Annotated in this window: 18 protein-coding genes and 1 pseudogene; 10 read left to right on the plus strand and 9 right to left on the minus strand. The window is 68.1% G+C overall.

Going from position 1 to position 25,703, the window contains the following annotated elements:
- Window positions 1-10 precede the first annotated feature (10 nt).
- Window positions 11-382, minus strand: coding sequence for an IS66 family insertion sequence element accessory protein TnpB (tnpB, locus tag JRI60_RS49910; RefSeq protein ID WP_204223194.1), 372 nt, complete (start codon window positions 380-382; stop codon window positions 11-13).
- Entirely contained in the window at window positions 376-756 is a 381-nt protein-coding gene (gene tnpA / locus JRI60_RS49915) for an IS66 family insertion sequence element accessory protein TnpA (RefSeq protein ID WP_204223195.1), read from the minus strand. The genes tnpB and tnpA overlap by 7 nt, the downstream gene beginning before the upstream one ends.
- Before the next feature lie 172 nt (window positions 757-928).
- On the opposite strand from tnpA, the gene JRI60_RS49920 reads away from it, so the two are divergent.
- Window positions 929-2,278, plus strand: coding sequence for a hypothetical protein (locus JRI60_RS49920; RefSeq protein WP_204223196.1), 1,350 nt, complete (start codon window positions 929-931; stop codon window positions 2,276-2,278).
- Window positions 2,279-2,450: 172 nt separating this feature from the next.
- On the opposite strand, the gene JRI60_RS49925 is transcribed toward JRI60_RS49920, so the two are convergent.
- Window positions 2,451-2,810 (minus strand): hypothetical protein, encoded by a 360-nt coding sequence (locus tag JRI60_RS49925; RefSeq protein WP_204223197.1) that lies wholly within the window; start codon window positions 2,808-2,810, stop codon window positions 2,451-2,453.
- Window positions 2,811-3,323: 513 nt separating this feature from the next.
- On the opposite strand from JRI60_RS49925, the gene JRI60_RS49930 reads away from it, so the two are divergent.
- Window positions 3,324-3,560 (plus strand): hypothetical protein, encoded by a 237-nt coding sequence (locus JRI60_RS49930; RefSeq protein ID WP_204223198.1) that lies wholly within the window; start codon window positions 3,324-3,326, stop codon window positions 3,558-3,560.
- Window positions 3,561-3,576: 16 nt separating this feature from the next.
- On the opposite strand, the gene JRI60_RS49935 is transcribed toward JRI60_RS49930, so the two are convergent.
- The 3 genes and pseudogenes from JRI60_RS49935 to JRI60_RS49940 form a co-directional block, all read right to left on the minus strand.
- Window positions 3,577-3,849 carry a hypothetical protein gene (locus JRI60_RS49935; RefSeq protein ID WP_204223199.1) on the minus strand — a complete coding sequence of 91 codons (273 nt, stop codon included), beginning with the start codon at window positions 3,847-3,849 and terminating at the stop codon, window positions 3,577-3,579.
- A gap of 194 nt (window positions 3,850-4,043) precedes the next feature.
- Window positions 4,044-4,205: pseudogene (locus JRI60_RS55300) on the minus strand (DUF6310 domain-containing protein); the annotation flags it as partial.
- A gap of 84 nt (window positions 4,206-4,289) precedes the next feature.
- Window positions 4,290-4,571, minus strand: a complete 282-nt coding sequence (locus tag JRI60_RS49940) for a LysR family transcriptional regulator (RefSeq protein ID WP_204223200.1) — start codon at window positions 4,569-4,571, stop codon at window positions 4,290-4,292.
- A gap of 88 nt (window positions 4,572-4,659) precedes the next feature.
- On the opposite strand from JRI60_RS49940, the gene map reads away from it, so the two are divergent.
- Together map and JRI60_RS49950 are read left to right on the plus strand one after the other, a co-directional pair.
- Window positions 4,660-5,433, plus strand: a complete 774-nt coding sequence (gene map / locus JRI60_RS49945) for a type I methionyl aminopeptidase (RefSeq protein WP_204223201.1) — start codon at window positions 4,660-4,662, stop codon at window positions 5,431-5,433.
- A 317-nt stretch (window positions 5,434-5,750) separates the two neighbouring features.
- A complete protein-coding gene (locus JRI60_RS49950) occupies window positions 5,751-7,046 on the plus strand; it encodes a hypothetical protein (protein WP_204223202.1) in 1,296 nt (431 codons plus the stop codon).
- Between the two features lie 829 nt (window positions 7,047-7,875).
- Here JRI60_RS49950 and JRI60_RS49955 read toward each other — a convergent pair.
- A complete protein-coding gene (locus JRI60_RS49955; RefSeq protein ID WP_204223203.1) occupies window positions 7,876-8,847 on the minus strand; it encodes an AraC family transcriptional regulator in 972 nt (323 codons plus the stop codon).
- Window positions 8,848-8,977: 130 nt separating this feature from the next.
- On the opposite strand from JRI60_RS49955, the gene JRI60_RS49960 reads away from it, so the two are divergent.
- Window positions 8,978-9,721, plus strand: coding sequence for an SDR family oxidoreductase (locus JRI60_RS49960; protein WP_204223204.1), 744 nt, complete (start codon window positions 8,978-8,980; stop codon window positions 9,719-9,721).
- Window positions 9,722-9,904: 183 nt separating this feature from the next.
- On the opposite strand, the gene JRI60_RS49965 is transcribed toward JRI60_RS49960, so the two are convergent.
- Window positions 9,905-10,171 carry a dihydrofolate reductase family protein gene (locus JRI60_RS49965; RefSeq protein ID WP_239470199.1) on the minus strand — a complete coding sequence of 89 codons (267 nt, stop codon included), beginning with the start codon at window positions 10,169-10,171 and terminating at the stop codon, window positions 9,905-9,907.
- Between JRI60_RS49965 and JRI60_RS49970 the strand changes: the two genes are divergently transcribed.
- The 4 genes from JRI60_RS49970 to JRI60_RS49985 all read left to right on the plus strand — a co-directional run bounded on the left by JRI60_RS49970 (window position 10,158) and on the right by JRI60_RS49985 (window position 20,202).
- Window positions 10,158-10,538 carry a hypothetical protein gene (locus tag JRI60_RS49970; protein ID WP_204223205.1) on the plus strand — a complete coding sequence of 127 codons (381 nt, stop codon included), beginning with the start codon at window positions 10,158-10,160 and terminating at the stop codon, window positions 10,536-10,538. The genes JRI60_RS49965 and JRI60_RS49970 overlap by 14 nt on opposite strands.
- Window positions 10,539-10,639: 101 nt before the next feature.
- A complete protein-coding gene (locus tag JRI60_RS49975; RefSeq protein WP_204223206.1) occupies window positions 10,640-13,639 on the plus strand; it encodes a hypothetical protein in 3,000 nt (999 codons plus the stop codon).
- Between the two features lie 20 nt (window positions 13,640-13,659).
- Window positions 13,660-14,304 (plus strand): outer membrane protein, encoded by a 645-nt coding sequence (locus JRI60_RS49980; protein ID WP_204223207.1) that lies wholly within the window; start codon window positions 13,660-13,662, stop codon window positions 14,302-14,304.
- A gap of 213 nt (window positions 14,305-14,517) precedes the next feature.
- Complete coding sequence (locus JRI60_RS49985; RefSeq protein ID WP_204223208.1) at window positions 14,518-20,202, plus strand: sensor histidine kinase; 5,685 nt, start codon at window positions 14,518-14,520, stop codon at window positions 20,200-20,202.
- Between the two features lie 154 nt (window positions 20,203-20,356).
- Here JRI60_RS49985 and JRI60_RS49990 read toward each other — a convergent pair whose 3' ends face one another.
- Window positions 20,357-24,778, minus strand: a complete 4,422-nt coding sequence (locus JRI60_RS49990) for an RHS repeat-associated core domain-containing protein (RefSeq protein ID WP_204223209.1) — start codon at window positions 24,776-24,778, stop codon at window positions 20,357-20,359.
- A 115-nt stretch (window positions 24,779-24,893) separates the two neighbouring features.
- Here JRI60_RS49990 and JRI60_RS49995 point away from each other — a divergent pair, with 115 nt between their 5' ends.
- Window positions 24,894-25,430: an OB-fold protein gene (locus tag JRI60_RS49995; RefSeq protein WP_204223210.1), complete on the plus strand. Its 537-nt coding sequence runs from the start codon at window positions 24,894-24,896 to the stop codon at window positions 25,428-25,430.
- The last annotated feature ends 273 nt before the right edge of the window (window positions 25,431-25,703 follow it).

Raw genomic sequence — 25,703 nt, forward strand, 5'->3', positions numbered from 1 at the left:
AGAGGTTTTCTCAGACAGGTGACTCCAGGGGTGGGGGCTGCCAGCGCGGCCGACGGACGCTGGCCTTCAAATCAATCCCCTCCAAGAGCAGGGTGAGCTCCACCGCCTCGAGCGTCACGGCGCCCGTGTCCTCCGGCAGCGGGTGCGGCAGGCGGAAGCTGCCCTTCTCCAGCCTCTTGGAGAAGAGACAGAAGCCCCCGGAGTGCCACCAGAGAATCCTCACCATGTCGCGCGTGCGGTTGAAGAAGACGAAGAGGTGTCCACTCAGGGGGTTTTCTTTCAGCACCTCTCTCGTCAACAGGGAGAGCCCGTCGAAGGACTTCCTCATGTCCACCGGCCGCGTGCACAGGTGGATTCGCACCGAGGCGGGCAGCGTCAGCATGCTTCCTCCAACGCCCTCACCAACCGCGCTACCTCCCCCGCGTCGAAACCCGGCTCCACCCTGATGCGCCGACCCCTGTCCAGCACCACCTCCATGCTGGCTGGGCCCGCCGGTGCCTCCCTCGCTTCCCTCGACGGCGTCGCTGCAACGCGCACCGGGACGAACGAGAGCGATGGACCCGTCTCCTCGGCTCGCCGCTTCTTCCACCACCTCAGCCGCTGTGCACCCAGGCCATGGCGGCGGGCGAACTCCGCCACCGACAACCCGCTCGCCTCACAGGCCTCAAGCACCGCCTGTGCCTCGGCCTCCGTCCAGTAGTTGCTTGCCGCGGCCCTCGCCAGCTTTGCGTCCATTTCTGTCGTGTTGCGTCCCATGTCGACACCTCCTGGAACGCGACCCTGAACGGCTCCTCCCCCACTCGGAAGGTGTGGTCCGCCGAGCGCTTACTCTAGAGCAGGTCGGGGCAAGCTCCGCATCTCCTATCACTGGTTGAATTCGTCCCTCAACTGCGATGCCTCGGACGAATCCTCTTTCGTGTGGACGTTTGTGAAGCTGCGGGATGGGGTGGTTGCGCTGTCGCCCAAGAACGCGCCTAATGGAAAGACGCTATACGTAAGCGTGCGAGACGACGCGAATTGGTACGTGCAAGCGCAGGCGCCATACTCGAACGATTGGATTACTTCGGCTCAGCGTGACGAGGAACTGCGTGTCGTGGGGACTGGATTCTGCTCCATCGCACTTGAGGGCTTCAACGAGCGTTACATTGCTGTCGGGGAAGCACCTGATAGCGACGGCGGTCATACGCGCTTCCGAGTCCGCAGCGTGAACCGCGTCTTGGTGGAGCAGAGCGTCTTCTTCGTCCAGAATATCAGGCTCCTCCAGACCGACCTTGAATTCGACCAGAACTACACCGTGACGATCGAAGAGCTCCTTGAGGTCGCCAAAACTGCGGGTCTCACGCTGACGAGAGATGACGCCTCGCGCCTACAAGCTGCATTTCCTGCCTTGAATGCCGACGTTCTGGCAAAGCAGGCACAGTCTGGTTCGTGCCGGATCCTTACGGGAGCAACCGGTCTCACCATAGGTGGAGTAGTCGGCGCGCTCATCTTTGGATCGGCCGGTTTCCTCATCGGTGGGCCACTAGGCGCCATGCTGGCTGCGGGAATAGGGGCAGCAGCCGGCGGCAACATCGGCATGGGTGTTGAGGTCACGTCGGAGGTCATGTCGAAGGAAACGCCTGCTCCGGCTCATGTGGTCGACTCCAAGCTCCAGCACGTCGCTAGCACGAAGGTGACTATCACCCCAGTCGGAGGACCATACAAGAACCAGCACTGGGATGAGGACCTTATGCGCCTCACAAAGTTTCCTCGCATCGGCGATGCAGACTTCGACAAGGCGGGGATCCTGATGCCTCCCACCTCTGGCAACGTCGCCCAAGTGTATTATCCAGCCTCCAAGACGACCGGATCATATCCCAAGGATATCGAGAAGTTTGGCAAGATGACCAGATTGGAGATGGAAGATCTGTATAAGGTGATTTTTGTCGTCGCGAAGCTGGACGATGGAAAGTTCCAGCTGCGGCTGCACCCTGATCGCCCTTTGATCAATACTAAGGACCGACCGAACCACAGTCAGCTAACAGATGGTCACCGGGCTTGGGCCCTGCTTAGCTCGACGAAAGAGCAGGAAGTGTACGCCGCAGGGGAGATGTATGCAACCGTGGCAGGCGTCATCAAGGGGCTAACGGCCAAGACTGGTCACTACTGGGATAAGTCGTCGTCCTTCAACTCTAATGTCTATGCGACCACGCGCAGGATGCTCACTGCCCTCGGCTATGACATCAGTGGACTGCTAGAAGGAGACAGGTTCTGGGATTGGTTCAACGGTGAGCCGTGATCGGAGACGGCGAGGCCTGGGGCATGTCTGACGGAGCGTTTTCTGCAGAGGTTCCGCCGAGTTCGGGCATGCCCTCGGCATCGTCACCGGAAGGCGCTCGCTCTCTCTCAGGAACAGACCTGCGCAAGGCGTTTTCAGCATGAACCAGCGGCACAAAGGGGAGCTATCGTCATCACTTGAAGCCCCGCTCCTCCTGAACCCTACGATCGCAACGCTCGCAGATCAGGCGGACGTTGCTTTCAACGTACCCGCCCACAGCATTGAAGCGGTCGAGCACGCAGTAGCGTTTGGGCAGAGTCTCTCGACAAAGTGGGCAGAGGTTACCCTGCCGTGCCCGCATACGCTTCTTCAGCGCGCGCCGTGGATTTGGCTTCTTCCGCTCGTCGTAACTGAGTTCCTTGGCGACCTTCCGCCGCAAGGCGAAGAGTAACTCTTCATCTCCGCTGGCGAGCCGGTTGAGCTCAGCTCTCACGCTGTCGAGAAGTTCGTTGGCGAGCGCCAACTCATCGCTGCTCAGTTGCCGGTTTGGCATGTGCCCTTCCACGAGAGTGAATGTCCCGCTTATTAATCCAGGCGCTGTCTGACGGCTCAACCGACCTGGGTCGAAGCAAGCAGACAGGCGTCGGCGGAGCACCGCCTCCGAGGGGAGTCAGCCCGAGGACATGCCCGAACTCGGTGGAACCTCTGCAGAAAACGCTCTGTCAGACACGTCCTGGGGCCGATACCCCCTGCCGCAGCGGCTCCGGCACAGGAACCCGGCAGCGGGAGCGAGCTGCATGTTCAGGACGGCCACGGGAGCGGCGAGCACCACAGCACGGGTGTCTAGCGACGGGAGGTGGGCAGCCCCCGCCATGTTGCACGTATGTCGCAGGAGCCTGCGGAATGACCTGGAACGGGGCGGGACAGGAGGGGACGCGGCGGGATATCGACTCCCAAGCATTCCGGGCGGTTGCGAGGTAAGGGCGCGATTCTGCTGGGAGTTTCGCACCGCCCGGCGCGGGTTCGATTCCCGCCGCTTCCAATAAGGGACCTCAAGAGCGCCTTCGTGCTCTTCAGTTCCGCTCAGGGGGGCACACGCGCGGACGCCGACGACTTCTTCACCGTCCGGCTCTCGGCCGCCGACAAGGTGGAGATAGACATGGGCGGCTACTGCAACAACAACATGGAGGTGGGTGGACTGCCCGCCGCGGCTCCGGCTCACACCGTGGTGCTCTCCTCTGCTGTCCAGCTCGCAGGTGCACAGTGGACAGAGCAGTGGCGAGACCAACTTCACCTCCGATGACATCATCGGGTCCTGCTCAAGCCGCTCGAGCCGCGAACACCCCGGCGCGCAGTCCAACCCGCTCCAGGTAGTCGTTCAGGGCCGCGAGCTCGTGCTGGGTGACCACCGCGCCGACGTAGCCGTCCGGCCGCACCAGCACCCAGTCACCCGGCTCCACCCCGTAAGCCCGCTGGAAATGGCCCTGGGCATCGACGATGTCACCGCGCGGTCCGACGGCATGGATGTGCAGATGGGGGCGCGGGGGGGGAGTGCCGAGTCGCGAGCCGTCTCGTAGCCGAGCAACGTCCAATGGGGACCCTGGAAGAGCTTGAAGAGCCGGGTGGGCAGTCCAGCGCTTCCGAGGACGGGCGCATCCGGTGCGCGCGCTCCCGCCCGGATGCCTTGCGTGCGTGAGGGGCTCGGCAGGGACAAGGACGAGTTCGGGTAGCCGAGATCCAACTGCTGACCTCGCGGCCCCGCCGCCTGTCGCCCTCCTGGGCTGCTCACCGCTCCCACCACGAGCTCCGGGGCCGACAGGACGCAAACCCCGACCCCCAGGGCAGCGGCACCGGCAGAGGCAACCGCGCATCGCCCCGTGGTGTCGTGAAATTCGATCCGGTCATGGTCGAGGGCATGAAAGCACCGCTCCGCCAGTTCGGGCCAGGGCGCAACGTGCCCAGATGGAGACCCGGGGGGAGGTGTTCTCCCAGGGCACGCCGAGCCTGGAGGGCGGGCGGCAAGGCCCCCCGTTCAGGAGTCGTCGGGACGGCCCGCCGCGACGCCGCGCACGGTGTGCACCGCGGCATCCACCTCGGCGAGGATGCGGCGCGCGTGGGTGAGGAACGCCTCGCCCGCGGGCAGCAGGCGCATGCCCCGGGGGGTGCGCTCGAAGAGCGGCGCGCCCAGCTCGTCCTCGAGCGACAGGATGTGACGGCTGAGTGGCGGCTGGGACAGGTGGAGCCGGCGCGCGGCGCGGCCCACGTGGCCTTCCTCGGCCACCGCGACGAAGGATTGGATGTGCGTGAGGCTCACGCCCCCCAGTCTAATGCCTCTGCGGGCCCGCGCTCCATGCGGATACAGCATTGGACGCCACGCGCGGGGCGCCGCCATCTTGCCCGCCATGGGCATTCCATTGATGAAGGACGGCGAAATCGAGCGGCTGCGCCTGGCGGGACGGGCCGCCGCGGGCACGCTCGCCTATGTGGCGTCCAAGCTGGCACCGGGCATCACCACGGCGGACATCGACGCGTGGGTGCGCGAGGACACGGCCCGGCGCGGGGGGACGCCGAGCCAGTTGGGCTACAAGGGCTTTCCGGCGGCGGTCTGCACCAGCCGCAACCACGTCGTCTGCCATGGCATCCCCCGCCCGGACGAGCGGCTGATGCCCGGGGACATCGTCAACGTGGACGTCACCACGTGCCTCAACGGCTTTCATGGCGACACCTCGGCCACGTTCCTCATCGGCGAGGTGTCCGCCGAGGCCCGGCACGTGGTGGACGTCGCGCGGCGGTGCCGGGACGCGGGCATGGCCGTGGTGCGCCATGGCGCGAAGCTCGGCGACATCGGCGCCGCCATCCAGCAGCTGGCCCACCAGGAGGGCTGCAGCGTGGTGTCCGAGTTCGGCGGCCATGGCATCGGCCACCAGATGCACGGGCCGCCCCATGTGTCCCACGTGGGAAAGAAGGGCACGGGCATCACCCTGCGCTCGGGCATGGTCCTCACCATCGAGCCCATGGTGAACCTGGGCCGCGCGGACATCCGCGTGCTTCCGGATGGGTGGACGGTGCTCACCGCGGACGGCAGCCTGTCGGCCCAGTTCGAGCACACCGTGCTCATCACCCGCGATGGATACGAAGTGCTCACCCCCCCGCCCGAGGACTTCCGGAGCGCGTGAGCGGCCCCGGCCACTGGTAGAAGGGCCCCATGGACCTGTGCTTCATCGACCCTTCCCACCCCCTCTACCCCCAGGAGCTGGAGCTGCGCTACCAGGCGCTCCGGGCATGAGGGGGTGTAGGCCTGTTGGCTGTAGCTCCTCGAGCCTCAACACCACGCGGCATGGGGTGGCCCTCGCGCTGGGGCCAGGCGCGTAGCGCTCGTGTTTCTTGTGGCCGAGCTGTCCACCGGGACGCCGGAGCATAGGAAGGAGAGAAGGCATGTGGAGGGGAGGCCGCTGACAAGGGCCGCCCTGCACGAAGCACGCGGAGCCGTGCCATGCTCCAGGGCATGGGTGCACCGAACCGAAGAACGGGTTGGATTCTCGCCGCTCTGCTGGCGGTAGGCGCGGGCGCGGCGGTCACCACCTTCGTCGTGGGAGCCTCGCGGTCATCACCCGACCCGGCGCCTGGAACCATGCCCGCGGGTGAGCCAGGGCCCAGCGCCGCGGCCAGCGCCCGTGAGCAGGTGTTCATCTCCGGGTCGATGGTCAACCTGCGGGAGACGGCCTCCACGACGGCCACGGTGGTCAAGCAGGTGCCCATTGGGACCGGATGCGTCGTCGAGGAGAAGGCCGTCTCCGGCTGGTGGCGCATCGACTGCGGTGACAGCCAGGGCTGGACGAAAGCCGAGCTGCTATCGGCCGAGCGCCCCACGCTCGAGCTACTCCTGACCCTGGCCGGGGACTCGACGCGGCCCGTGAAGGAGCGCTTCGACGCGGCGCTGCGAGCCACGGCGCTCGACCCTGAGCACGCCGAGGCCAGGAACCTGCTCTGGAGTCTGTTCGCGGAGCAGGAGCAGACCCAGCTCGAGAGCCTCCTCGCCAGGGAACCCGGTCGGCGCCCGCTGGTCCACGCCTCCGTGACGTGTGAAGGCGAGGGCTCGACGGAGACCTGTCTCCAGGTGGTGCTCGAGCCGCCGCGTACACGGGTCTTGCGGCGTCACCTCGTAGTCCACCAGAGCGAGCGCTTGGGGAAAGGCGTGTTCGTGAGCACGGCCCTCGAAAGCACGACGCCGCCGCAGTTCTGGGTCCGCACGGGGACGTACGAGGGTGACCCGACGGCTCTCGACCTCCAAGTCCTCGCGCAGAGCCGTTATGTCCCTTCCGACACCTTGAGGAACGCGCTGGAGAAGTCTTCGGAGGCCCACGAGGCCATGATGATTCCGAGCAGCATCGGGGTGCTCACACCGGAGGAGTTGCAGCTCGCCTCGCAGCTGGAGGGATCGTGGATCGGCCTGACGCAGCAATCGGGGGGGCTCGTCATCAAGCACGGGTGTGACGGGTCCGCGGATAAGATCAATGTCCGGATGCTCGGGGAGCAGGTCCAGATCGACCTCGATTCCGGCCCGTATGGCCATGCGCTGGACGTGGCGGGCGTCCAGCGCGCCAGGGATGGCTCGATCACGTTCAGGGCCTTGACTGGGGACACGCTCACGTACACGAGCAGGCGCGACGGCACGCACGTGTCGAACTGGGCCTTCCCGGAGCACGCCGTGTTCAACGGCCCCTTCGTAGACGCCGATCATCAGGACATCTTCCCCGTCGTCGAGGAGACCGGCTGCGACTCCCAGTAGCGCGTCGCCCCCAGGCGGCCACTCCTGCTCGCGCCGGGCGTCTCGGGACTTGGGCTCGCCGTGAGGCAGGACGTCCGCGCGCTGCTCGCGCATGCGCGCTGACGAGCCGCCACTACCGCCCCGTGTCCTTCCAGGGCCAGCCTGTCAGTGCTTCCTACACCTTCCACGTCAGGCTCGAGCTGCCCTGACGCGGGTCTGGCATCGCGTCTCTACAGTCCTGGATCAGTGGCAGAGCCCGTTCCAGCGGACGTAGCCGGAGATCCCGACCCAACCATCGGGGGCAGAGCTGCCACGAACCCAGTAGTCCCCGTTCGCGCTGAACGGCGTGCTGCGCATAAGAGGAATGGGGACAATGTCGAGGGCAGCGGGGGGAGCAGAGAGGCAGAGGAAGGCCGCTGACAGCAACCCACGGGCTGTGAGCCATGCCGGTGCACTCTGCGTGGAGCCCCCTTGGGTACACGCCTGCCTGCTCCGCCCTTCCTGAGGGGGCGACAGGGGGTGTAGGCCTGTTGGCTCTAGCTGCTCGAGCCTCAACACCACGCGGCCTTATGTGGCCCTCGCGCTGGGGCCAGGCGCGTACCTGCCATGGGCAATCCCAGGTGCTCCAAAATCGCTTACACCCCTCGCGCTTGCTTCACGTACTCCAACACACTCCGCCTGCCTCCACCTCTCACGCAGGCGAACACGTCGACGTCGAACGTCTTCCTCAGGAGTTCCGCCTGGTCCACTCGCGGCGTCCTCTCCTTCTGCGGCTCCTTTCTGGCCGCGGCCTCATGCGCCACGCTCGCCTCCCCCGCTCCTGCTGCTTGGGGGAGCATTGCGCGCGTGGCTATCGCTTGGCGTCTCGCATTCGTCTTCTGTAGTGCCCAGGTGGTTCGCCAGCCCACGCGCGAAACGCCTTGCTGAACGTCACCTCCGTCTCGTAGCCGACTTGCTCCGCGATCTGGCCAAGCCCGTCGTTGCTCGTGCACAGCAGCCCGGCCGCGAGGTGCATCCGCCGGCTGGTGACGTAGGCCATGACGGTCTCGCCAACCAGACGGCGAAAGCGTTGTGCAAAGACCGTTCGTGAGAGCCCGACCGCACGAGCCAGGCGCTCGACGGTCCAAGGCTCGGCAGCGCGAGCGTGCACGAGCCCCAGGGCGCGTCCAATGGAAGGGTCGAGGAACCCCCGCAGCCACCCGCTCGAGGGACCATCCTGCACCGAGGCGATGTGCGCCCTCACCGCCTGCACGAAGAGAATGTCGGCGACACGCTCCGCGACGGTCGACGCACCTGGGGCCTCGGAGAACGCCTCGTCGATGAGGAGGCGCAGGGCGTTCTCAAGCCACGACGAGCCTCGACCGTGCTCGCCAGCGACGCGGAGCAGCGGAGGAAGCGCCTCGAGGACGGGGTTTCGACGTGGGTCTCGAAACGCGAACACGCCCGAAATCACCCGAACGACCTCACCTTTGGCCGAGCCGAACCGGATGACGACGGGACGGCCGACCCGCTTTCCCGGCGCCCACGTCTCCACGACTCCGTTTTGCAGCAGAACCGACTTGAACGGTGTCACCGGGGCAGATGCCGAGGACGACAGGGTGTGAGCGTCGCCATGGGGGAGGACGACCAGGTCGCCGGCTGTGAGCTCGGTCGGCTTCTTGTGTTCCATTCGCAGCAGGCAGCGCCCTTCGATGACCACATGAAAGGGCGCGCCCCCCTCGAGCCCGTCCTTCCGCAGGCCCCATGGAGCGTGAAGCTCGAAGACACTCAAGACCGTGCTCTCGAGTCGCAGGTCGCGGAGGATATCGCTGAGAAGGTCCACGCTCCGTACGATGGGCGAAGAAATCGCTCGTCGCAAGCATTCCTCGTCCCGATCGCGGCCGCTACAAGGGAGGGGCGGTGCTCGACGCGCGACAGGCGCGCGCCGGAGCTCACGCAAGGACAAGGCAGAAATGGGCAGCGAGCAGAGAAGAGGCGTGCTGATCACAGGCGGCGGGTCAGGGATCGGACTGGCAATGGCCGTGGAATTTCTGAAGCTCGGATACGACGTCGCGATCTGCGGACGAGATCCCGAGAGATTGGCCGCCGCAAAGGCGAAGCATCCGGGCCTTCGCACGATGCAGGCTGATGTTGCGCGCTCCGAGGAGCATGCGAGGTTGGCTACGTGGCTCGCGACCCACGTGCCGCATCTCAGCGTGCTCGTGAACAACGCTGGCATCATGCACGCTTCAGACTTCCGCGGAAGCGTGAGGCTCAGCGAAATTCGGTCCGAGCTCGACACGAACCTGCTCGCTCCCATTGCGCTGACTGCCGCGTTGCTCCCGATGCTCGCTCGCAACGACAAGCCCACGGTCGTCAACGTGACTTCCGGTCTCGCCTTCTGCCCCTCGGCGGAGTTTCCCGTGTACTGCGCAACGAAGGCCGCGCTGCACTCCTTCACCCTCAGCCTGCGGCATCAACTGACGGGACGGGTCCGTGTGGTTGAGATCGCGCCGCCCATCGTCGCGACCGGACTTGACAAGAGGAATCAGGATCGGCGTCCCGCTGAGGGAGCTGGGCCGCCCGTCCTCTCCGCCGAGACCTTCGCGAGCGAGGCGGTGGAGCGCCTCGAACAAGGCGAAGCCGAGATCGTCATCGGTGTTGCGAACGGGCTGAGGCAGCGCGGCGAGGCGTTGTTTGCCGACATGAACCCGTAGGTACAGGACCGTGAAGCCCGAGAAGAAGTATCGTAAGTTCTCGCCGCGCCCCGTCGTGATCCGCGCCGGCGCGCGTAGTAACGCTATAGCTGCCCTCGCCCGCCGCGTGAGCTTGGGGCCAGGACAAGCAAAGCACGGGTGCGCGGGTAGCTCACCGCCAGACGAGAAAGGTGTGGGGTAGGACTACGCCTTGCGTACTGGGTAGCGCAGGTGTGTAACGCCGACGCCCGGGATCACCGTCGGGTTGCCAAGGACGACTGGCGTGCCGGCGAGGTGGTCAAAGAGTCGAACTCCGGAGCCAAGAAGAACCGCCGCGATGTCGACGTGGATTTCGTCGAGGAGGCCAGCATTCAGGCACTGCTGGATGGTGTCAGCGCCGTGGACCCCAACGGACTTCCCGGCGGCGGCGGCTTTGGCCTGGTTCACGGCGCTTTCGATGCCGTCGGTCACGAAGTGGACAGGCTACACCAACGCGTCGTGGACGCTGAAGGTGGACCTCACCTCCGGGTATGTCTGCCGGCTGCTCAACCACATGGCGCGGCACGGCGACACGACCTGCACGCCGCGCCACGATCCCACGGTCGAGGAGCAGCCGTTCCTCGACTTCTCGTCGGGCTACGTCCAGCGGGCGCTCGACCCGATGCCGAAGCAGGGCTCGAAGCGGCCGTGGCGGCTCTACCAGAACTACGTGCTCGACCTGTTCACGCTGCGCTTCGGCAAGGTCGATGATGGCACGATGGAGTGCTCGCGCGCGCCGAAGCCGGCGACGACCGCGGCGCCCCAGCGCGAGGCGACCAGGACGTTCGAGGCCGCCTGACCCGCGGCCGTGGTCTCCACGACTCTCGAATGGCTTTGCCCATCCGCCCCCGACCTTCCCGGGGTAAGGTCCGAACTCGTTCTGACAGAGGAGAAAACCCCTTGCGCTTTCCCGTCGTAGCAGCGCTGCTCACCCTCGTGGCGTGCTCCCGCACCATCGAGGGGCCGACCCCGACCGTCTCCGGAGCCACCAACCCCCGGCAGCCCGGCCTCCAGCCCGCCCGCGTCTGCAACGCGCAGGGAGGCACCACCGGCTGGCGTGTGTCGCTGGCCGGCAGCGGCTTCGCCCCCATGCCCCAGGACGTCCTCATGGACTCGCCCCGGGTAGGCATGCCCGAGGTGACGCTCCGGGGCCCAGCCACCGCCACGCTCTCCCGCGAGCGCGTCTTCTTCGTGAGCGCCAACCAGCTCGACCTGGACGTGCCCACACGTGACTCCTCGCCCGCCCAGGAGCTCGCACCCGGCAGCTACACCGTGGAGGTGAAGAACCCGAGCGGCACCACCGGTCAGCTCGCCGAGGCCCTGCTCGTGGTGCCCCCACCCTCGCTCCTCAGCGTGAGCGCGCCCTCGGGCTTCATCCAGACGGCCCCCACCCCGCTGGAGCTCGTGGGCACGGGCTTCCGCACGGGCGAGGTGCCCACCGTGGTCATCCGCGGCACCGGCCTCCCCGAGGTGACGCTCACCGACGTGACGGTGGCCTCCGACACCCGGCTCACGGCGAACCTTCCCGCCAACACCGCCGCGGGCACCTACGATGTGGTCGTGACCAACCCCGAGGGCTGCGCCTTCACCCTCACCCAGGGGCTCGTCATCAGCTACGTCCGCCTGGGCACCCTCACCATCGACCCGCGCTTCGGCTGGCAGAGACAGAACCAGACCATCACCCTCTTCAACGCGCCCACCGGTGACCAGAAGAGCTTCTCCGGCGGTTCGCCGGAAATCTTCATCGTGGCGAAGCTGAAGGCGGACCCCTCGAAGCAGGTGGAGATTCCCCTGCGGCGCGAGGCCTTCGTCAACGGCAACACCGTCACCGCGGTGGTGCCCACCTGCTCGGGCAACGCGGCGCTGCCCCTCACCGACCCCGAGTGCCCCAACGGCATCGTCCCCGGCGGCCCCTACGCGGTGCGCGTGAAGGACCCGAGCGGCGCCACCGGCTCCGTGTCCGCGGAGAACGGCTTCACCGTGCTGGTGGACCCGGTGCCCGCCATCTCCTCCATCGCGCCGAGCGCCATCACCACCAACGGCCTGACCGACCCCGCCAACCCGCTGGTGGTGAAGGGCAGCAACTTCGGCGCCAACGCCAAGGTGCAGCTCCTCCTCAAGCCCATCGGCAGCCAGAACATCCGCGCGTGCGACCTCACCGCCACCGGCACGCCGAGTGACACCGAGCTGCGCGCGCTCGTCACCAACGTGGCCGCGGACAAGTGCGTCGAGTACACCCCCATCGGCACCCAGATGGAGGCCACCGAAGGCTTCAGCCTCTCCGAGGGCCTCTACGTGGTGCGCGTGCAGAACACCGCCAACCCGGCCTACGCCAACTACTCGGGTCTCATCGTCACCAACCCCTCCGCCAACCCGACGAACGAGGCGAGCAAGGTCGCGCCCCTCACGACGAAGCTGACCGGACCGCGCGCCAACTTCCCCCTCGTGGTCGCCACGGATGACCTCGGCCAGCCGTACCTGTACGCGCTGGGCGGCACCAACGGCACCACCCCCCTCGCCTCCGTCGAGGTGGCCCCCGTCACGCTCTTCGGTGAGCTCGGCGGCCAGTGCACCGGGAGCACCTGCACCTTCCGCACGCTCGAGCGCTCACCGCTGGGCGCGGGCGCGGCCCCGGAGCCCCGGTACGGCCACACCGCCGTCGTGCGCACCGTCCCCGGAGATACCTCCTACCTCGTCGTCATCGGCGGCATCCGGGCCAATGGCTCGACGATGAACACCGTGGAGCGCGCCCAGGTCCTCAAGGTGGCGGACGCCCCCGCGCTCCTGCCGCCCACCCCGGGCACGGGCGGCAGCCTGCCCGCGGGCACCTTCTACTACCGCGTGTCGGCCCTCCGCGCCGCCGATGACCCCAAGAATCCCGGCGGAGAGACGCTGCCCTCGGACGAGTACCCGGTGACGATCGACGCCGCGGGCGGGGGCTCCACCACGCTCGCCTGGCCCTGCATCCCCGGTGCCGCGAGCTACCGCGTCTACCGCACCGTGGGCGCCAACGCGGTCTCGGGCAGCGAGCTGCTGCTCGACGAGGCACCCGCCGCGGCCTGCACGGGCTCGCCCCTGCCCGAGGTGAGCTACACCGACAATGGCTCGAAGACGCCCGCGGGCGCTGCGCCGCTGCCTCCCGGAGCCCTCGGCAAGTGGGTCGGCGCGGGCTCCCTGTACCAGGGGCGCGGCAACACCGCCGCCCGGCTCGTGGACGACACCGTGTACGTGGTCGGCGGCTTCTGCTCCCCGGCGGGCACCCGCTGCCCCAGCACCGGCGCGAACCTGTCGAGCTTCGAGAATGCCACCTTCGCCGCCAACACCGCGGACCTGGGCGACTTCGGACCCCTGGGCCAGCTCTCCCGCGCGCGCCAGCGGCACTCGCTCGCCGTCGCCAGCTCGGTCACCGCCCCCCAGGCCTTCACCCCCACCGCGCCGGACAACAGCCAGGACGCCTGGCTCATCGTGGTGGGAGGCGACACGGGCGGCGCTCCGCTCACGGGTACCGGCGTCATCGAGACGGCCCAGGTGAAGATGGCGGGGTGGCCCAGCCCCGCTCCCACCTTCTTCACCCAGGCCACCTACAACACCGCCAGCACGCACGGAGGCTGGACCGAGGTCGTGGCCAACTACCTCTTCCAGGCGGGCGCCACGGGCGGCACGGGCTTCGCCTTCCGCTCCAACCTCGTCTGCGGCAAGACAGGAACAGAGCCCGCGAAGTGCACGGGTGACACCAGCTTCGACGGCACCCTCAACGCCACCTCGGTGTCCTACCTGAGCGGCGGCCCGCGCTACCTCTCCGGCAACGTCCTCTTCCGCGCCTTCGTCTACGCCGCGGGCGGCTTCCCCAATGACGCGGGCGGCACGCCCACCGACACCGTCGAGCGACTCGTCTACTAGGCACCCGGGAGCACACCACCATGAACGCCTTTCCCCTCCTCATCCTCCTGGCGCTCGCCCAGACGCCCGCGCCCTCGAAGACGACCCCCACGCCCACCCAGGAGACCGCCGCCGCGGCCGCCCAGGAGCCCGGAGGCCGCATCCTCCTGGCTCCCAAGCTGGGCTTCTTCAAGACGACCACCCCGCTCAGCGGCGCCTTCTTCCTCGGCGCCGAGGCGGGCTACCTCACCCCGCTGCTGGGCAACCGCCTGGCCATCGTCGCCGAGTTCAACTTCCACCAGCCGCAGGTCAGCGGCACGCTCGGCGACCCGCAGCTCCCGGCGGACGCCCCCTACACGCTCACCGAGCGCGAGATGGCCATCCTGCTGTCCGCCGTCTACCGCTTCGAGGGAACCCTCCTCGAGGGCACCCTCACCCCCTACGTGGGCGCCGGCCCCGGCCTCTACCTGCACCGCGCGGAGACCGAGGCCTTCGGCGGCACGTACACCGAGTCCGAGGCCACCGTGGGCTTCCAGCTCCTCGGCGGCGCCGAGTACAAGCTCGGCCCCGGCGGCATCTTCGCCGAGGTCCACTACCACTTCACCCGCGTGGACTTCCTGACCACCGGTGACGTCAACCTCGGCGGCTTCCTCGCCGCGGGCGTGGGCTACCGGCTGCACCTCTGAGCCCACCTCCAAGCCCATGGGACGCTGGAGGGCCCAGGCCACGCGCCGAGGTCCCCCAGCCCCCGGGCTCCCGAATCAGACGGGTGAGCTGGCCGCGCGTCAGCCGTGCCGCCCCCAGGTGGCGAGGTTGCCGCGGCGCACGTCGTGCTTAGGGTTGTCGCACCGTACGCCAGTTCTGGTGCCCAGCCCGTGGCCGGTCGGCGGGCGCATTACATGAAGACGAAGAGCGCCTCCCCTTTCACGATCACCGAGACCCTTTACGAGGGCGGGGGAACCCTCTTGTTCCGCGGGCTCCGGACGGCCGATCACCTCCCGGTGCTCCTGAAGGTGCTCGATCCGAGGCATGGCCGCTCGGGGGACGTCGAGCGTCTGCGGCACGAGCATGCGATCGGCAAGACGCTGGACCTCCAGACGATCGTGGCGCCGCTCGCCCTCGAGACGTACGAGGGAATGCCGGCGCTCGTGATGGAGGATTTTGGCGGCGAGTCGCTCGACCACTTCATCGGCGCGCCCATGCCGACCGAGCGCTTCCTCGACCTCGCGGTCCGTATCGCGGCGGCGGTGTCGGAGCTCCACGAGCGGGACATCATCCACAAGGATCTGAAGCCCCAGAACATCCTCGTGAATGCGGCCACCGGCCAGGTGAAGCTCACCGGCTTCGGGCTCGCGTCGCGCCTCCCCCGCGAACACAATGCCCCCGAGATCTCGAGCTTCATCGAGGGCTCCCTGCCGTACCTGGCGCCGGAGCAGACAGGGCGGATGAACCGGGCGATCGACAGCCGCGCCGACCTCTACGCTCTCGGAGTCATCTTCTACGAAATGCTTACGGGGGGCCTGCCCTTCGTGGCGAGGGATCCGCTCGAGTGGGTGCATTGCCACGTCGCCCGTACCCCGCCGCCGCCCTCCGCGCTCGTCCCGCAGCTGCCCGAGCTCCTCTCCGCGCTCGTCCTGAAGCTCCTGGGCAAGATGGCGGAGGAGCGCTACCAGACCGCCCGCGGCCTGCGGCACGACCTCGTGCGGTGCCTGACCGAGTCGCGAGCCCGAGGCAGGCTCGAGCCGTTCCCCCTGGCCGAGCACGACGTCTCGGGTCGCTTCAAGATCCCCCAGAAGCTCTATGGCCGCGAGGATGAAATCGCCGCGCTGCTGCGCACATTCGAGCGCGTGGTCGCCACGGGCTCCCCCGAGTTCGTCCTGGTCTCGGGCTATTCCGGCATCGGCAAGTCGGCGCTCGTGTATGAGCTGCACAAGCCCATCGTCCGCGAGCGGGGCTTCTTCATTTCGGGAAAGTTCGACAAATACAAGCGAGACATCCCGTACTCCACGATTGTCCGGGCCTTCCGGGAGCTCGTGCCGGAGCTCCTCGCCGGGAGCGAGGAGCGGCTCTCGACCTTCCGGCAGCGGCTGCTCGGCGCTCTCGGGAGCAATGGACAGCTCATCGTGGAGGTCATCCCTCAGGTCGAGCTCGTCGTCGGACGGCAACCGCCGGTTCCCGAGTTGCCGCCGACCGAGGCGCAGAACCGGTTCCACATGGTGTTCCGGCACTTCATCGGGGTGTTCGCCCGCAAGGAGCACCCGCTCGCGCTCTTCCTCGACGATCTCCAGTGGGCCGATTCTGCGAGCCTCGCCCTCCTCCAGGATTTGATGACCCATCCCGAAACGGGCCATTTCCTCGGCATCGGCACATACCGGGACAATGAGGTGGCCCCTTCGCACCCGCTCATCCTGACGCTGGACAAGATGCGGAAGGAGGGGGCGCTCGTCTCGGACATCGTGCTCGGCCCGCTTTCCCGCGAGCACCTCGCCATGCTCGTCAGCGATACGCTCCGCTGCCGCGGCGAAGACTCCGTGTCGCTTTCGGACCTCGTCCACGAGAAGACGGCCGGCAACCCCTTCTTCGTGATCCAGTTCCTCACCGCGCTCTACGAAGAGCGCCTGCTCGAGTTCGATGGACGCGCGAGGACGTGGCGGTGGGACGTGAAGAGGATCCGCGCCAAGGGCTTCACCGACAACGTGGTCGACCTGATGGTCGGCAAGCTCACGCGGCTTCCTGAGCGCACCCAGGAAGCGCTCAAACGACTCGCCTGTCTGGGGAACACCGCGAAGCTCGCCACCCTGACGAGGGTCTGCCGCCGCTCGGAGCAGGAGATGCATGCCGATCTCTGGGAGGCCGTCCGCGCGGGGCTCGTTCTCCGTCTGGACGGCGCGTACATGTATCTCCACGACCGCGTCCAGGAGGCGGCCTATTCGCTCATCCCGGAGGAGCTGAGGGCCGCGGTGCATCTCGAGATCGGCCGGCTCCTCGCGTTCCATCTGCCCGAAGAGGCGCTCGACGAGCGGGTCTTCGACGTCGCGAACCAACTCAACCACGGTGTCGCGCTCATCACGGATCCACGCGAAAAGGAGACGCTCTGCCGGTTCAACTTCCAGGCGGGGAGAAAGGCGAAGGCGTCGGTCGCCTACGCGTCGGCGTGCGGCTATCTGGCCCAGGCTGCATCACTGCTGCCATCGGACGCCTGGAGCACACGGTACGAGGATACGTTCACGCTCTACATGGAACTCTCCGAGTGCGAGTACCTCGTCGGCGACTTCCATCGGGCCGATGAGCTGTTCGACCTGATCCTCCAGAACGCCCGTTCCAATCCCGACCGGGCCAGGGCCTACCGGCTGCGCATAAGGCTGTACCAGGTCTCGAGGCGATATGCCGACGGGGTGACGGTCGCGCTGGAAGGTCTTGGGCTCTTCGGGGTGCGCCTGCCGGAGTCGAGCGAGGAGATCCAGGTCGAAGTCGAAGCGGAGATCCGGGACATCTCGGCCAACCTGCGCGATCGTCGCATCGCCGACCTCCTCGATGCGCCGGCGGTGCGCGACCCCAATGGGCGGGCGATCATCGGCCTGCTTGTCGATTCGATCCCCTGCGCGTACAACGCGCGACCGGAGATGTTCGCTCTGGAGGTCGTCAAGGCGCTGAACTTCTCCCTGCGGTACGGGAACGCCGAGGAGACCTGCTTCGCCTACAGCGCCTACGGCATCATGTTGGCGTCGCTCTTCGGCGACATTCCGTCGGCCTACGAGTTCTCCGAGATGTCGTTGCGGCTGAACGAGAAGTTCAACGACGCCAGGCTCAAGGGCAAGTTGCTCTTCATGCATGGCGGCCACATCCACTTCTGGCGGAGGCCCATCGCGACGAGTGTTCCGATCATGGAGCAGGGCTTCCTCGCCTGCCTGGAGGTCGGCGACCTCGTCTTCGCCGGCCTCGTCACCATCCTGACGGTCTGGCTGGTCCTGGAGAAGGGCAGCCCGCTCGACGAAGTCCTCAAGGTGTCGCGGAAGTACATCGCGTTCGCCAGGGAGAGCCACAACGCCGCGGTACTCCATACGCTCCAGCTCGAGCAGCGATTCGTGGCGAGCCTGCGAGGAGCGACGCCGGAACCGACAAGCCTTGACGATGGCTCCTTCGACGAAGCCGAAAGTCTGGCGGTGATCACGGAGGCGACCTTCGGCTGCGGGATTGCCTTCTACCATGTCATGAAGCAGATCGCCGCTTTTGCCGGCGGACGGTATGGCGAGGCGCTCGAGTCCGCGGCCCGGGCGGCGACGATGCTCGGGGCGATCATGGCGCAGCCCATCGAGGCCACGTACCACTTCTACCACGCGCTCACCCTGGCCGCACTTCATCCGCAGGTGCCCGCGGACCAGCAGCGGGAATTCGCGCGCACCCTCGAAGCGGAGCTGCGGAAGCTCAAGCTCTGGGCAGACAACTGCCCGGAGAACTACCTGAGCCGCCATGCCCTCGTCTCAGCAGAGATCGCTCGCATCGAAGGCCGGGAGCTCGACGCACAGCGCCTCTATGAAGAGGCCATCCGCTCGGCGCGCGAGAACGGCTTCGTTCAGAATGAAGCGCTCGCGTATGAGCTCGCTTCGGCGTTCTACCGGGCGCGTGGGTTCGACCAGTTCGCCAACACCTATCTCAGCGGCGCCCGTGCCTGCTATGTGCGCTGGGGCGCCGACAGCAAGGTCAAGCAGCTCGACCAGCAGAATCCCCGTCTGCTCCAGCCGAGGCCCCCCACGCCCGCTGCCACCTTCGCGGTCCGGACCGAGCAGCTCGACCTGCTCTCGGTGACCAAAGCCTCACAGAGCATCTCGGGTGAGATCGTCCTCGACAAGCTGGTGCGCACGCTGCTCACCATCGTGCTCGAGCAGGGCGGAGCGCAAAGAGGCTGCCTGATCCTCTACCGGGAGGGCGGCTTGTCCATCGAGGCGGAGGCGTCCCTCGAAGTAGGAGGCGTGGCGACGAAGCTCCTGGAGGCGCAGCCACTCTCGTCGTCGCTCGTGCCCGTTTCGATCGCCAACTACGCCTGGCGGACGAAGGAGCGGGTGGTCCTCGAGGGCATCGCCGATGGGGCGAAATACGCCTCGGATCCGTACATCGTGCACGTGAAGCCGAGGTCACTCCTGTGCTTGCCCATTCTCCGGCAAGCGGAGGTAGTCGGTCTGCTCTATCTCGAGAACAACCTCGTCGCCAGCGCGTTCACACCCGAGAGGCTTGCAGCCCTCTCGCTGCTCGCCTCGCAGGCGGCCATCTCCTTGGAGAACGCGCTACTCCTCTCCAAGGAGCAGGCGGCGCGGGCGGCGGCCGAGATGGCGGAGCGCCAGGCCACGTTCCTCGCCGAGGTGGGAGCGCTCCTTTCGGAATCGCTCGATTATGAGGAGACGCTGGCGCGCCTCGGGCGGCTGTCCGTGAGATCGATCTGCGACTGGTGCGTGATCGACATCGTGGAAGGCGCAGAGATCCGGCGCATCGCCGGTGCACACAAAGACCCCGCGAAGGAGCGGGTGCTCGAGGAGCTTCGACGGCGGTATCCTCCTCACTGGGATTCGCCCCAACCGGCGGCTGGGGTCCTGCGGACGGGTGAGCCACTCCTGTTTCCCGAGCTCTCCGACGAAGGCATTCGAAGACTCGCCGTGGACGACGAGCACGTGAGGATCTGCCGCGAGCTCGGGGCACGGAGCTCCATGATCGTGCCGCTCGTCGCGTGCGGGCAGACGTTCGGGGTGCTGAGCGCCGTCTCGTCCACGCCGGGGCGCCGCTACGGCGGCGCCGACCTCAAGCTTGTGCAGGAAGTGGCGCGCCGGGCCGCGATAGCGATCGACAACGCGCGGCTCTACCGCAAGACACAGGAGGCCATCCGCGTGCGGGACGAGTTCCTCTCCGTGGCCTCGCACGAGCTGAATACGCCGATGACATCACTCACGCTCACGCTGCAGTCCATGGACCGGGCCTTCCGAGCGGGTCGCTCCATCGACCCGCAGACGATGGGCAGGCTGGTCGAGCGCTCCCTGTTGCAGGGAGCGCGCCTGTGCCGGCTGAACAGGGATCTCCTGGATGTCTCGCGGCTCCATGCGGGCCAACTCCCGCTCGAACTCGAGGACGTCGACCTCGGGGCCATCGTCCGGGAGGTGGTCGAGCAATTCAAGCTGGAGTTCTCGCAGGCGGGGTGCCCGCTCACGATGCGGGACGGCGGCCGGATCGTGGGCCTTTGGGATCGCTCCCGCGTCGCCCAGATCCTGACCAGACTCCTCTCCAATGCGCTCAAGTTCGGGGCTGGCAAGCCCATCGAGATATTCCTCGGCGAGGAGGCCGGGATGGCGCGGGTTGCCGTCAGGGACCACGGGATTGGCATCGACCCGACGCGGCAGGGGCGGATTTTCGAGCGTTTCGAGCGCGCCGTGTCCGACAAGCATTACGGCGGGCTGGGGCTCGGCCTCTACATCAGCCGCTGGATCGCGGAGGCGCACGGGGGCACGATCCGGGTCCAGAGCGAGCCAGGTGCCGGCTCCACGTTCATCCTCGAGCTTCCTTGCGTCGGGCCACGCCCCTCCGCCGAAAGGGACGTGTAGACCGGGGGAGGATGGGGCGCGCCGCGGGCGTGGGCTACCGGCTGCACCTCTGAGCCCACCTCCGAGCCCATGGGACGCTGGAGGGCCCAGGCCACGCGCCGAGGCCCTCCAGCCCCCGGGCTCCCGAATCAGACGGGCGAGCTGTGGCCGCGCGTCAGTCGTGCCGCCCCCAGCTGTCGGCCGCGCCCCACACGACGTACCCGGGCATCGCGAAGAACGCGGCCGTGCCGTAGATCTTGTACGCGCCGTCGGAGGTTGCGGCCGACTTGACCTTGTCGACGATGTTGCTCATGCGTGTCATCGTCTGGTCGGACACGCCCGCGGCCTTGGCGATGTTCACGCGCTCGCCCCAGGCGCAGCTGGCCGCGCCAGTGCCAGCGCCCTTGGCGAAGCCGGTGCCCGTGCTCTTGGCAAGCCCCTGGTACCAGGGCTGGTGCTGCTGGACATTGGTGAGGATCGTCGTCACGTCGCTCGACACCGCGCTCGACACTCCGCCCACGGCGGCCTTGGCGCCGATGCGCGCGGCGATGCCGGCGCCCCCCTTCTTGCTGGAGAGCCCGCCCGTCGCGAACCCCCCGAGGCCGCTCACGACCCCGCTCGCGAAGCCCGCGGCGGCGCCGATCCCCATGGCCTCGAAGAAGCCCTTGGCCGTGAAGTCGCGGCCGTGCTGCACGTCGTATTTCAGTCCGGACTTCCCGGCGCGCGAGAGCGTGCTCCCCGCGACATTGAGACCGAACTGGGTGAGTTTCGTGGAGATGGACGCGGTCGAGCTCGCCGCGCCCTCGGCCACCGAGGCCCCTGCGGCCACCGAGGCCGCCACCTCCGCAGCGCCTTCGGCTGCGCCCGTCGCTCCGGCCGCCGCTCCCTTCGCCGCGCCCGCCGCCGCTCCCTTCGCCGCGCTCTTCGCCACGCCCGCCGCCGCTCCCTTCGCCGCGCCCTTCGCCGCGCCCGCCGCCGCGACCGTCGCCGCGCCCGAGGTGCCGCCGGTGAAGACCGAGAGCCCGATGCCAATGGCCGTGATCGCCGCCATGGCCAAACCGATGCCGACCTGCGCCCAGATCGAGAGCTCACCGGTGGGGTCGGTGATGCCGAGCGGATTGTTCGCGGCGAAGATGTAGGGGCTCGCGAACTGCCGTTGCGGATCCGGCGTCACGAAGCGGCGCAGGACCGGGTCGTACATGCGGGCGCGGAAGTTGTAGAACCCGACCTCGGCGTCCCACTCCTGCCCCTGGAAGAGGTAGGGAGTGGCCGCCAGGTCCCCCTCGGCGAGCGTGAGGCCGCCGAACGGGGCGTACGCGTAGCGGGCCACGAGCGTGGCGCCCTCCACGACCGCCCACACGGACTGGTCCGGATCCGGGAGCACGAAGCGCGTGGCCGTGCCCACCAGGGCGAGGAGCCCCGCCGGCCCCTGTACGAGCACCGTCCAGGACCCACCATCCCGCCGAGCCACGGGGACCAGACCCGCGCCGAAGAAGTAGACGCTGTCAGCGCCGTCGCGGCGGCGCTTGAGCACGCGCTGCTGGCTCCCGCCGTAGGCGAGCCGGAGCGCGCCGCCGGCCTCGATGCGCGTCGTCATGCCGGTGGCACGGTCGTACCCGAGCGTGCGGCCGGCGCCCGCCAGGAGCTGGCCGCGCGCGCTCCAGGTGAGCGGCTGGGCCGGCCCCGACCCGACGGTGAGCGACGCGACACGGTCCGAGCCACCGACGCACGGGGTGGCCACCACGGTGCCGCTCTCCTCGGCCTCCCAGATGTTGCCGCTGGGATCGTAGGAGCGGATGGTCATCGTCGTGGCGCCGGCCGCGGTGAGGAGCCGCCGCTGACCGTCGTAGCCGAAGACCTCCTCCTGGCTGGTGTCCTTGCCGGCGAAGCGCCACCGCACGCCGCGGGTGCGCACGACGGCATCCGCGTCATAGGCGTAGGCGAGCGCGAAGGACTGGTCGCCGGCCGCCGACGTGGTCGTCATCGCGGCCACCTGGCCGGGCGAGGTGTAGTCGACGAGCCGGGTCCACGCGCCCTGCCCGAGCACCTCCCGCTGTACCGCGCCGTCCGCGCTCCAGCCGTAGGCCGCGAGGTCGGCGAGGCCGGCGGCGGTGCCGACGGACACGACGTGCCCGAGGTCGTCATAGGCGTAGTGGACCGCCGCGAGCGGGGCTCCCTCGGGGAGCTCGACGCGGACCACCTCCGAGAGGTTGTCGTACGTGTAGGCGACCGTACCGTCGGCGGCCGTGGGCCCGTCGAGTGTCATGCGCACCGAGGAGAGGTGCCCGTCGTCGTCGTAGCCGAACACCTCGGTGACCGTGACGTCACCGTCGTCCCCGGGATTGTTCGCCACCGAAATCCATTTCCTGCCGATGAGGGTGGGCTCGTCCCCGTCGCCGTCGTAGCGCATCGTGACCGCAACCGTGGACCCCTCGGTCGGCCAGTCGGGCTGGTTCGCGAGCAGGCGCAGCGCCGCGGGGTCCCACGCCGCCGAGACGGTGCCCTCCTCCACCATGCGCCCGAGCGCGTCGTACTTGTAGTAGACGAACCACTGCTCGCCCGCATCCATCGCGGGCTGCACGAAGCGCAGCTGCCCGGCCACGTCCGACACGAACTGCGTCTTCCCCGCGTCGGGATCGGCAAGGGACTCGATGCGCTGGAGGGCGTCCGTGGTCGTCCGCTGTGCGTAGGCGCTCGGGTCCTGCTGGGGCCCGCTCACCAGCGCGTTGGGGAGCGCGGTCTGGAGCGTGGCCGCGGGCCCGGACGCGCCCGCCGTGTAGGTCCGGTTGCCCGAGGTGCGCGAGACCTCCTCCCCCACGCTCGACACGTAGGTGCTCGTCACGGTCTGCCTGATCTGGTCGGTCAGGCGCACGGACCGCGTCTGGACCGGGCTCGTGAGCGTGTCCTGGAAGTACTGGCCGGCCGGGAGGCTCCCCGCCGCGTTCGCGCCGAAACGGAGCCGCGTGGTCTGGCGCTGCTCCTCGGGCACCGAGAGGTCGATCGCATAGGGCTTGCCAGGGTTGCCCTGCTCGATCGACTGCTGCCGGGGCGAGGCCTCGTAGCGCGTGCCCTGGTAGGGGTAGCCCTTGTCGTCCGAGCGCATGATGCCGTCCTCGGCCTGCCCCCGGTAGTAGTCGGCGACGTCGCCCTTCAGCTCCCAGGTGGTGGAGAGATTCGCGAGGAAGTCCTCCACGTCCACGAAGCCGGGCCGGTATTGGAAGACGGGCTGGTGCTGGCCGGAGCCGAACGAGCCGGGGGCGCCCTTCGTCGTCACGAGCTGGCGGTCGAGCGCGTCGTAGACGAGGCCGACCACGGTGCTGTCGGCGCCATGGAGCTGCTGCACCTGCCGCTGTCGGCCGGCGGCGTCGTTGTAGGACACGCCGACGCGGACGCCCTCGACGACGGAGAGGTTGCGGATGGCGCCCTCCCCGGCGAGCGTGATGGACACGGTGTCCCCGACAGGGCGGACCGCCTGACTGTAGAGGAGCTGGCCTCCGGCGAAGAAGAGCACGACGCCATCGCCGACGACGAGGAGCCAGTGCTGCTCGAGGGGGGGCGAGGCCAACGCCGTCCAGGCCACGCCCGCCTGGGACGCGGTCCAGCCGCCATCCCAGCGAACCGTCACGTTGCCCACGGACACGGAGGCGACCCCGTCGCGCGCCTGGAGCTCGAAGTAGACCGCGCGGGTCCCCACCGCGGTGCCGCGCCAGGTGACCGACCCCGCGGTGGCTCCCGTGTGCACGAGGGCGCCGTCCGCGGCCGCCCACCCGGCGGACGCGCCCCAGCGCTCGCGCCAACGGTCGCCGTCACGGAAGGTCTCGAGCACGCCGCCGGTGGCGGGGTGCAGGGTGACCTCGGCGTTGGGGCTCGTTGGCGAGAAGACGTCGTCGTTGCCCCGGCGCGAGAGGAAGCGCTGGTTGAGCTCCTTGATCTGCCCGGAGGCACCCACCGAGACGGTCGGCTGGAAGACGCGGTCATAGTACGTGCGCGTGGTGCGGCCGCCCGCGTCCTGGGTGGAGGTGACCTGCTGACTCGGCTCGTGGAAGGTGCGGGCCACGAGGCTGTTGGCCAGGGGGGCCACCAGCACGCTGTCGAGGGTCACCGGGCTGGCGGTGGTGTTCGTGATCGACAAGGCGAGCGCCACCGACGACTCCGTGGCGGCGGAGCGGGGCGCGAGCGGGACGGGCACGGTGACGTAGCGCCACGCGCCGTCCGTGGCGGGCAGCGGCACGAAGACCGGCGTGGCGGCCACGCCGTCGACGGTGACGGTCGCGGAGATGCCGGTGGTGGCATCGGCGGCGAAGCCGGCCGGTGTCCGCACCCACACTCCGACGAGGTACGTGCCCTCGGGCGCCTCGGGCGTCACCGTCACGGCGAGGGAGGCGTTGGCGCCGCCGGGCAGCCGGGCCGCGCGGATGCCCGTGCGCGCGTCGTCCGCATCATACTCCACGCCGGAGAGCGTCCAGCGGGAGGTGTCCTCGTAGGGCTGGAAGCCGAGGAAGGCGAGCCCGCCGAACGGCACGTTGGACGAGCATGCAATGGCGAACTCGCAGTTGGCGCTGTAGATCGTGGCGGTCGGCACGCCAAGGCCGTCCACGCTCTCCTGCTCCTGGCCATAGGCCGTGCGCTCCGTGGTGCGCGCCGCGAGGGCCCAGCCGGCCGGGTTGTCCCCCGGTGCGTAGGCGGCGAATGGGAACGCCAGGAGAACTCACATGGCGCTGGTGAAGTGCAGGCAGTGCGGCAACGAGGTAGCGACCAACGCGGCGGCCTGCCCGAAGTGCGGAGCACCGCCTCACCGCCGTATTAACTTCGGCAAGCTGTTCGGCATCGCCGTCGTGCTCCTTGTCGCGCCCTGCTTTCTCGCCTGGGTGATGGCTCAGGTCCGAGGCAACGACAGCGCGGCACCCGCTGCTGCCAAACGCACGGTGGACGCGAAGCAGGTGGAGATCCGCACGCTGCTCGCCGAGTACACCGATAACGAAGTCCGGGCTGACGAGGCCTTCAAGGGCAAGGTTATCCAGACGAGCGGAGTCGTCGGCGAGGTGAAGAAGGACATCGTCGGCGACACCTATGTGCTGGTGGGCACCGGCCGTCAGTTCGAGTTGCCGGTGCTCCAATGCACCCTCGACAGCGCCCAGGTGAAGAAGGCGGCTTCGCTCACCAAAGGCGCGCGCGTGACGGTCCGTGGGCGCGTGAACGGGCTGATGATGAACGTCCTCGCGAAGGACTGCGAGATCGTCAATCTGTAGCTCGCTCGAGCGAAGAAGGGCCGCCCCGGCGTGAACCCCGAAGCGGCCCGATGCTACTTATTCGCAGACAACCAAGAGCGGAAGAGTTCTAACTGCTCATTGAACAGCTCGACAGCCTCCTGTTGCAGTCTTTCGAGATGCTTATCGAGTTGCTCAATCTCCTGTTGTAGTCGTTCGCAGTCCTCGTGGGACAACGGCGTCAGCACCCATACGGGCGCTGTGACTGTGCGAGCCTGCACTGCTCTTCCTGTGCCAATGCGCACACGGATACTC

Source organism: Archangium violaceum (assembly GCF_016887565.1).
GTDB classification, from domain to species: Bacteria; Myxococcota; Myxococcia; order Myxococcales; family Myxococcaceae; genus Archangium; species Archangium violaceum_B.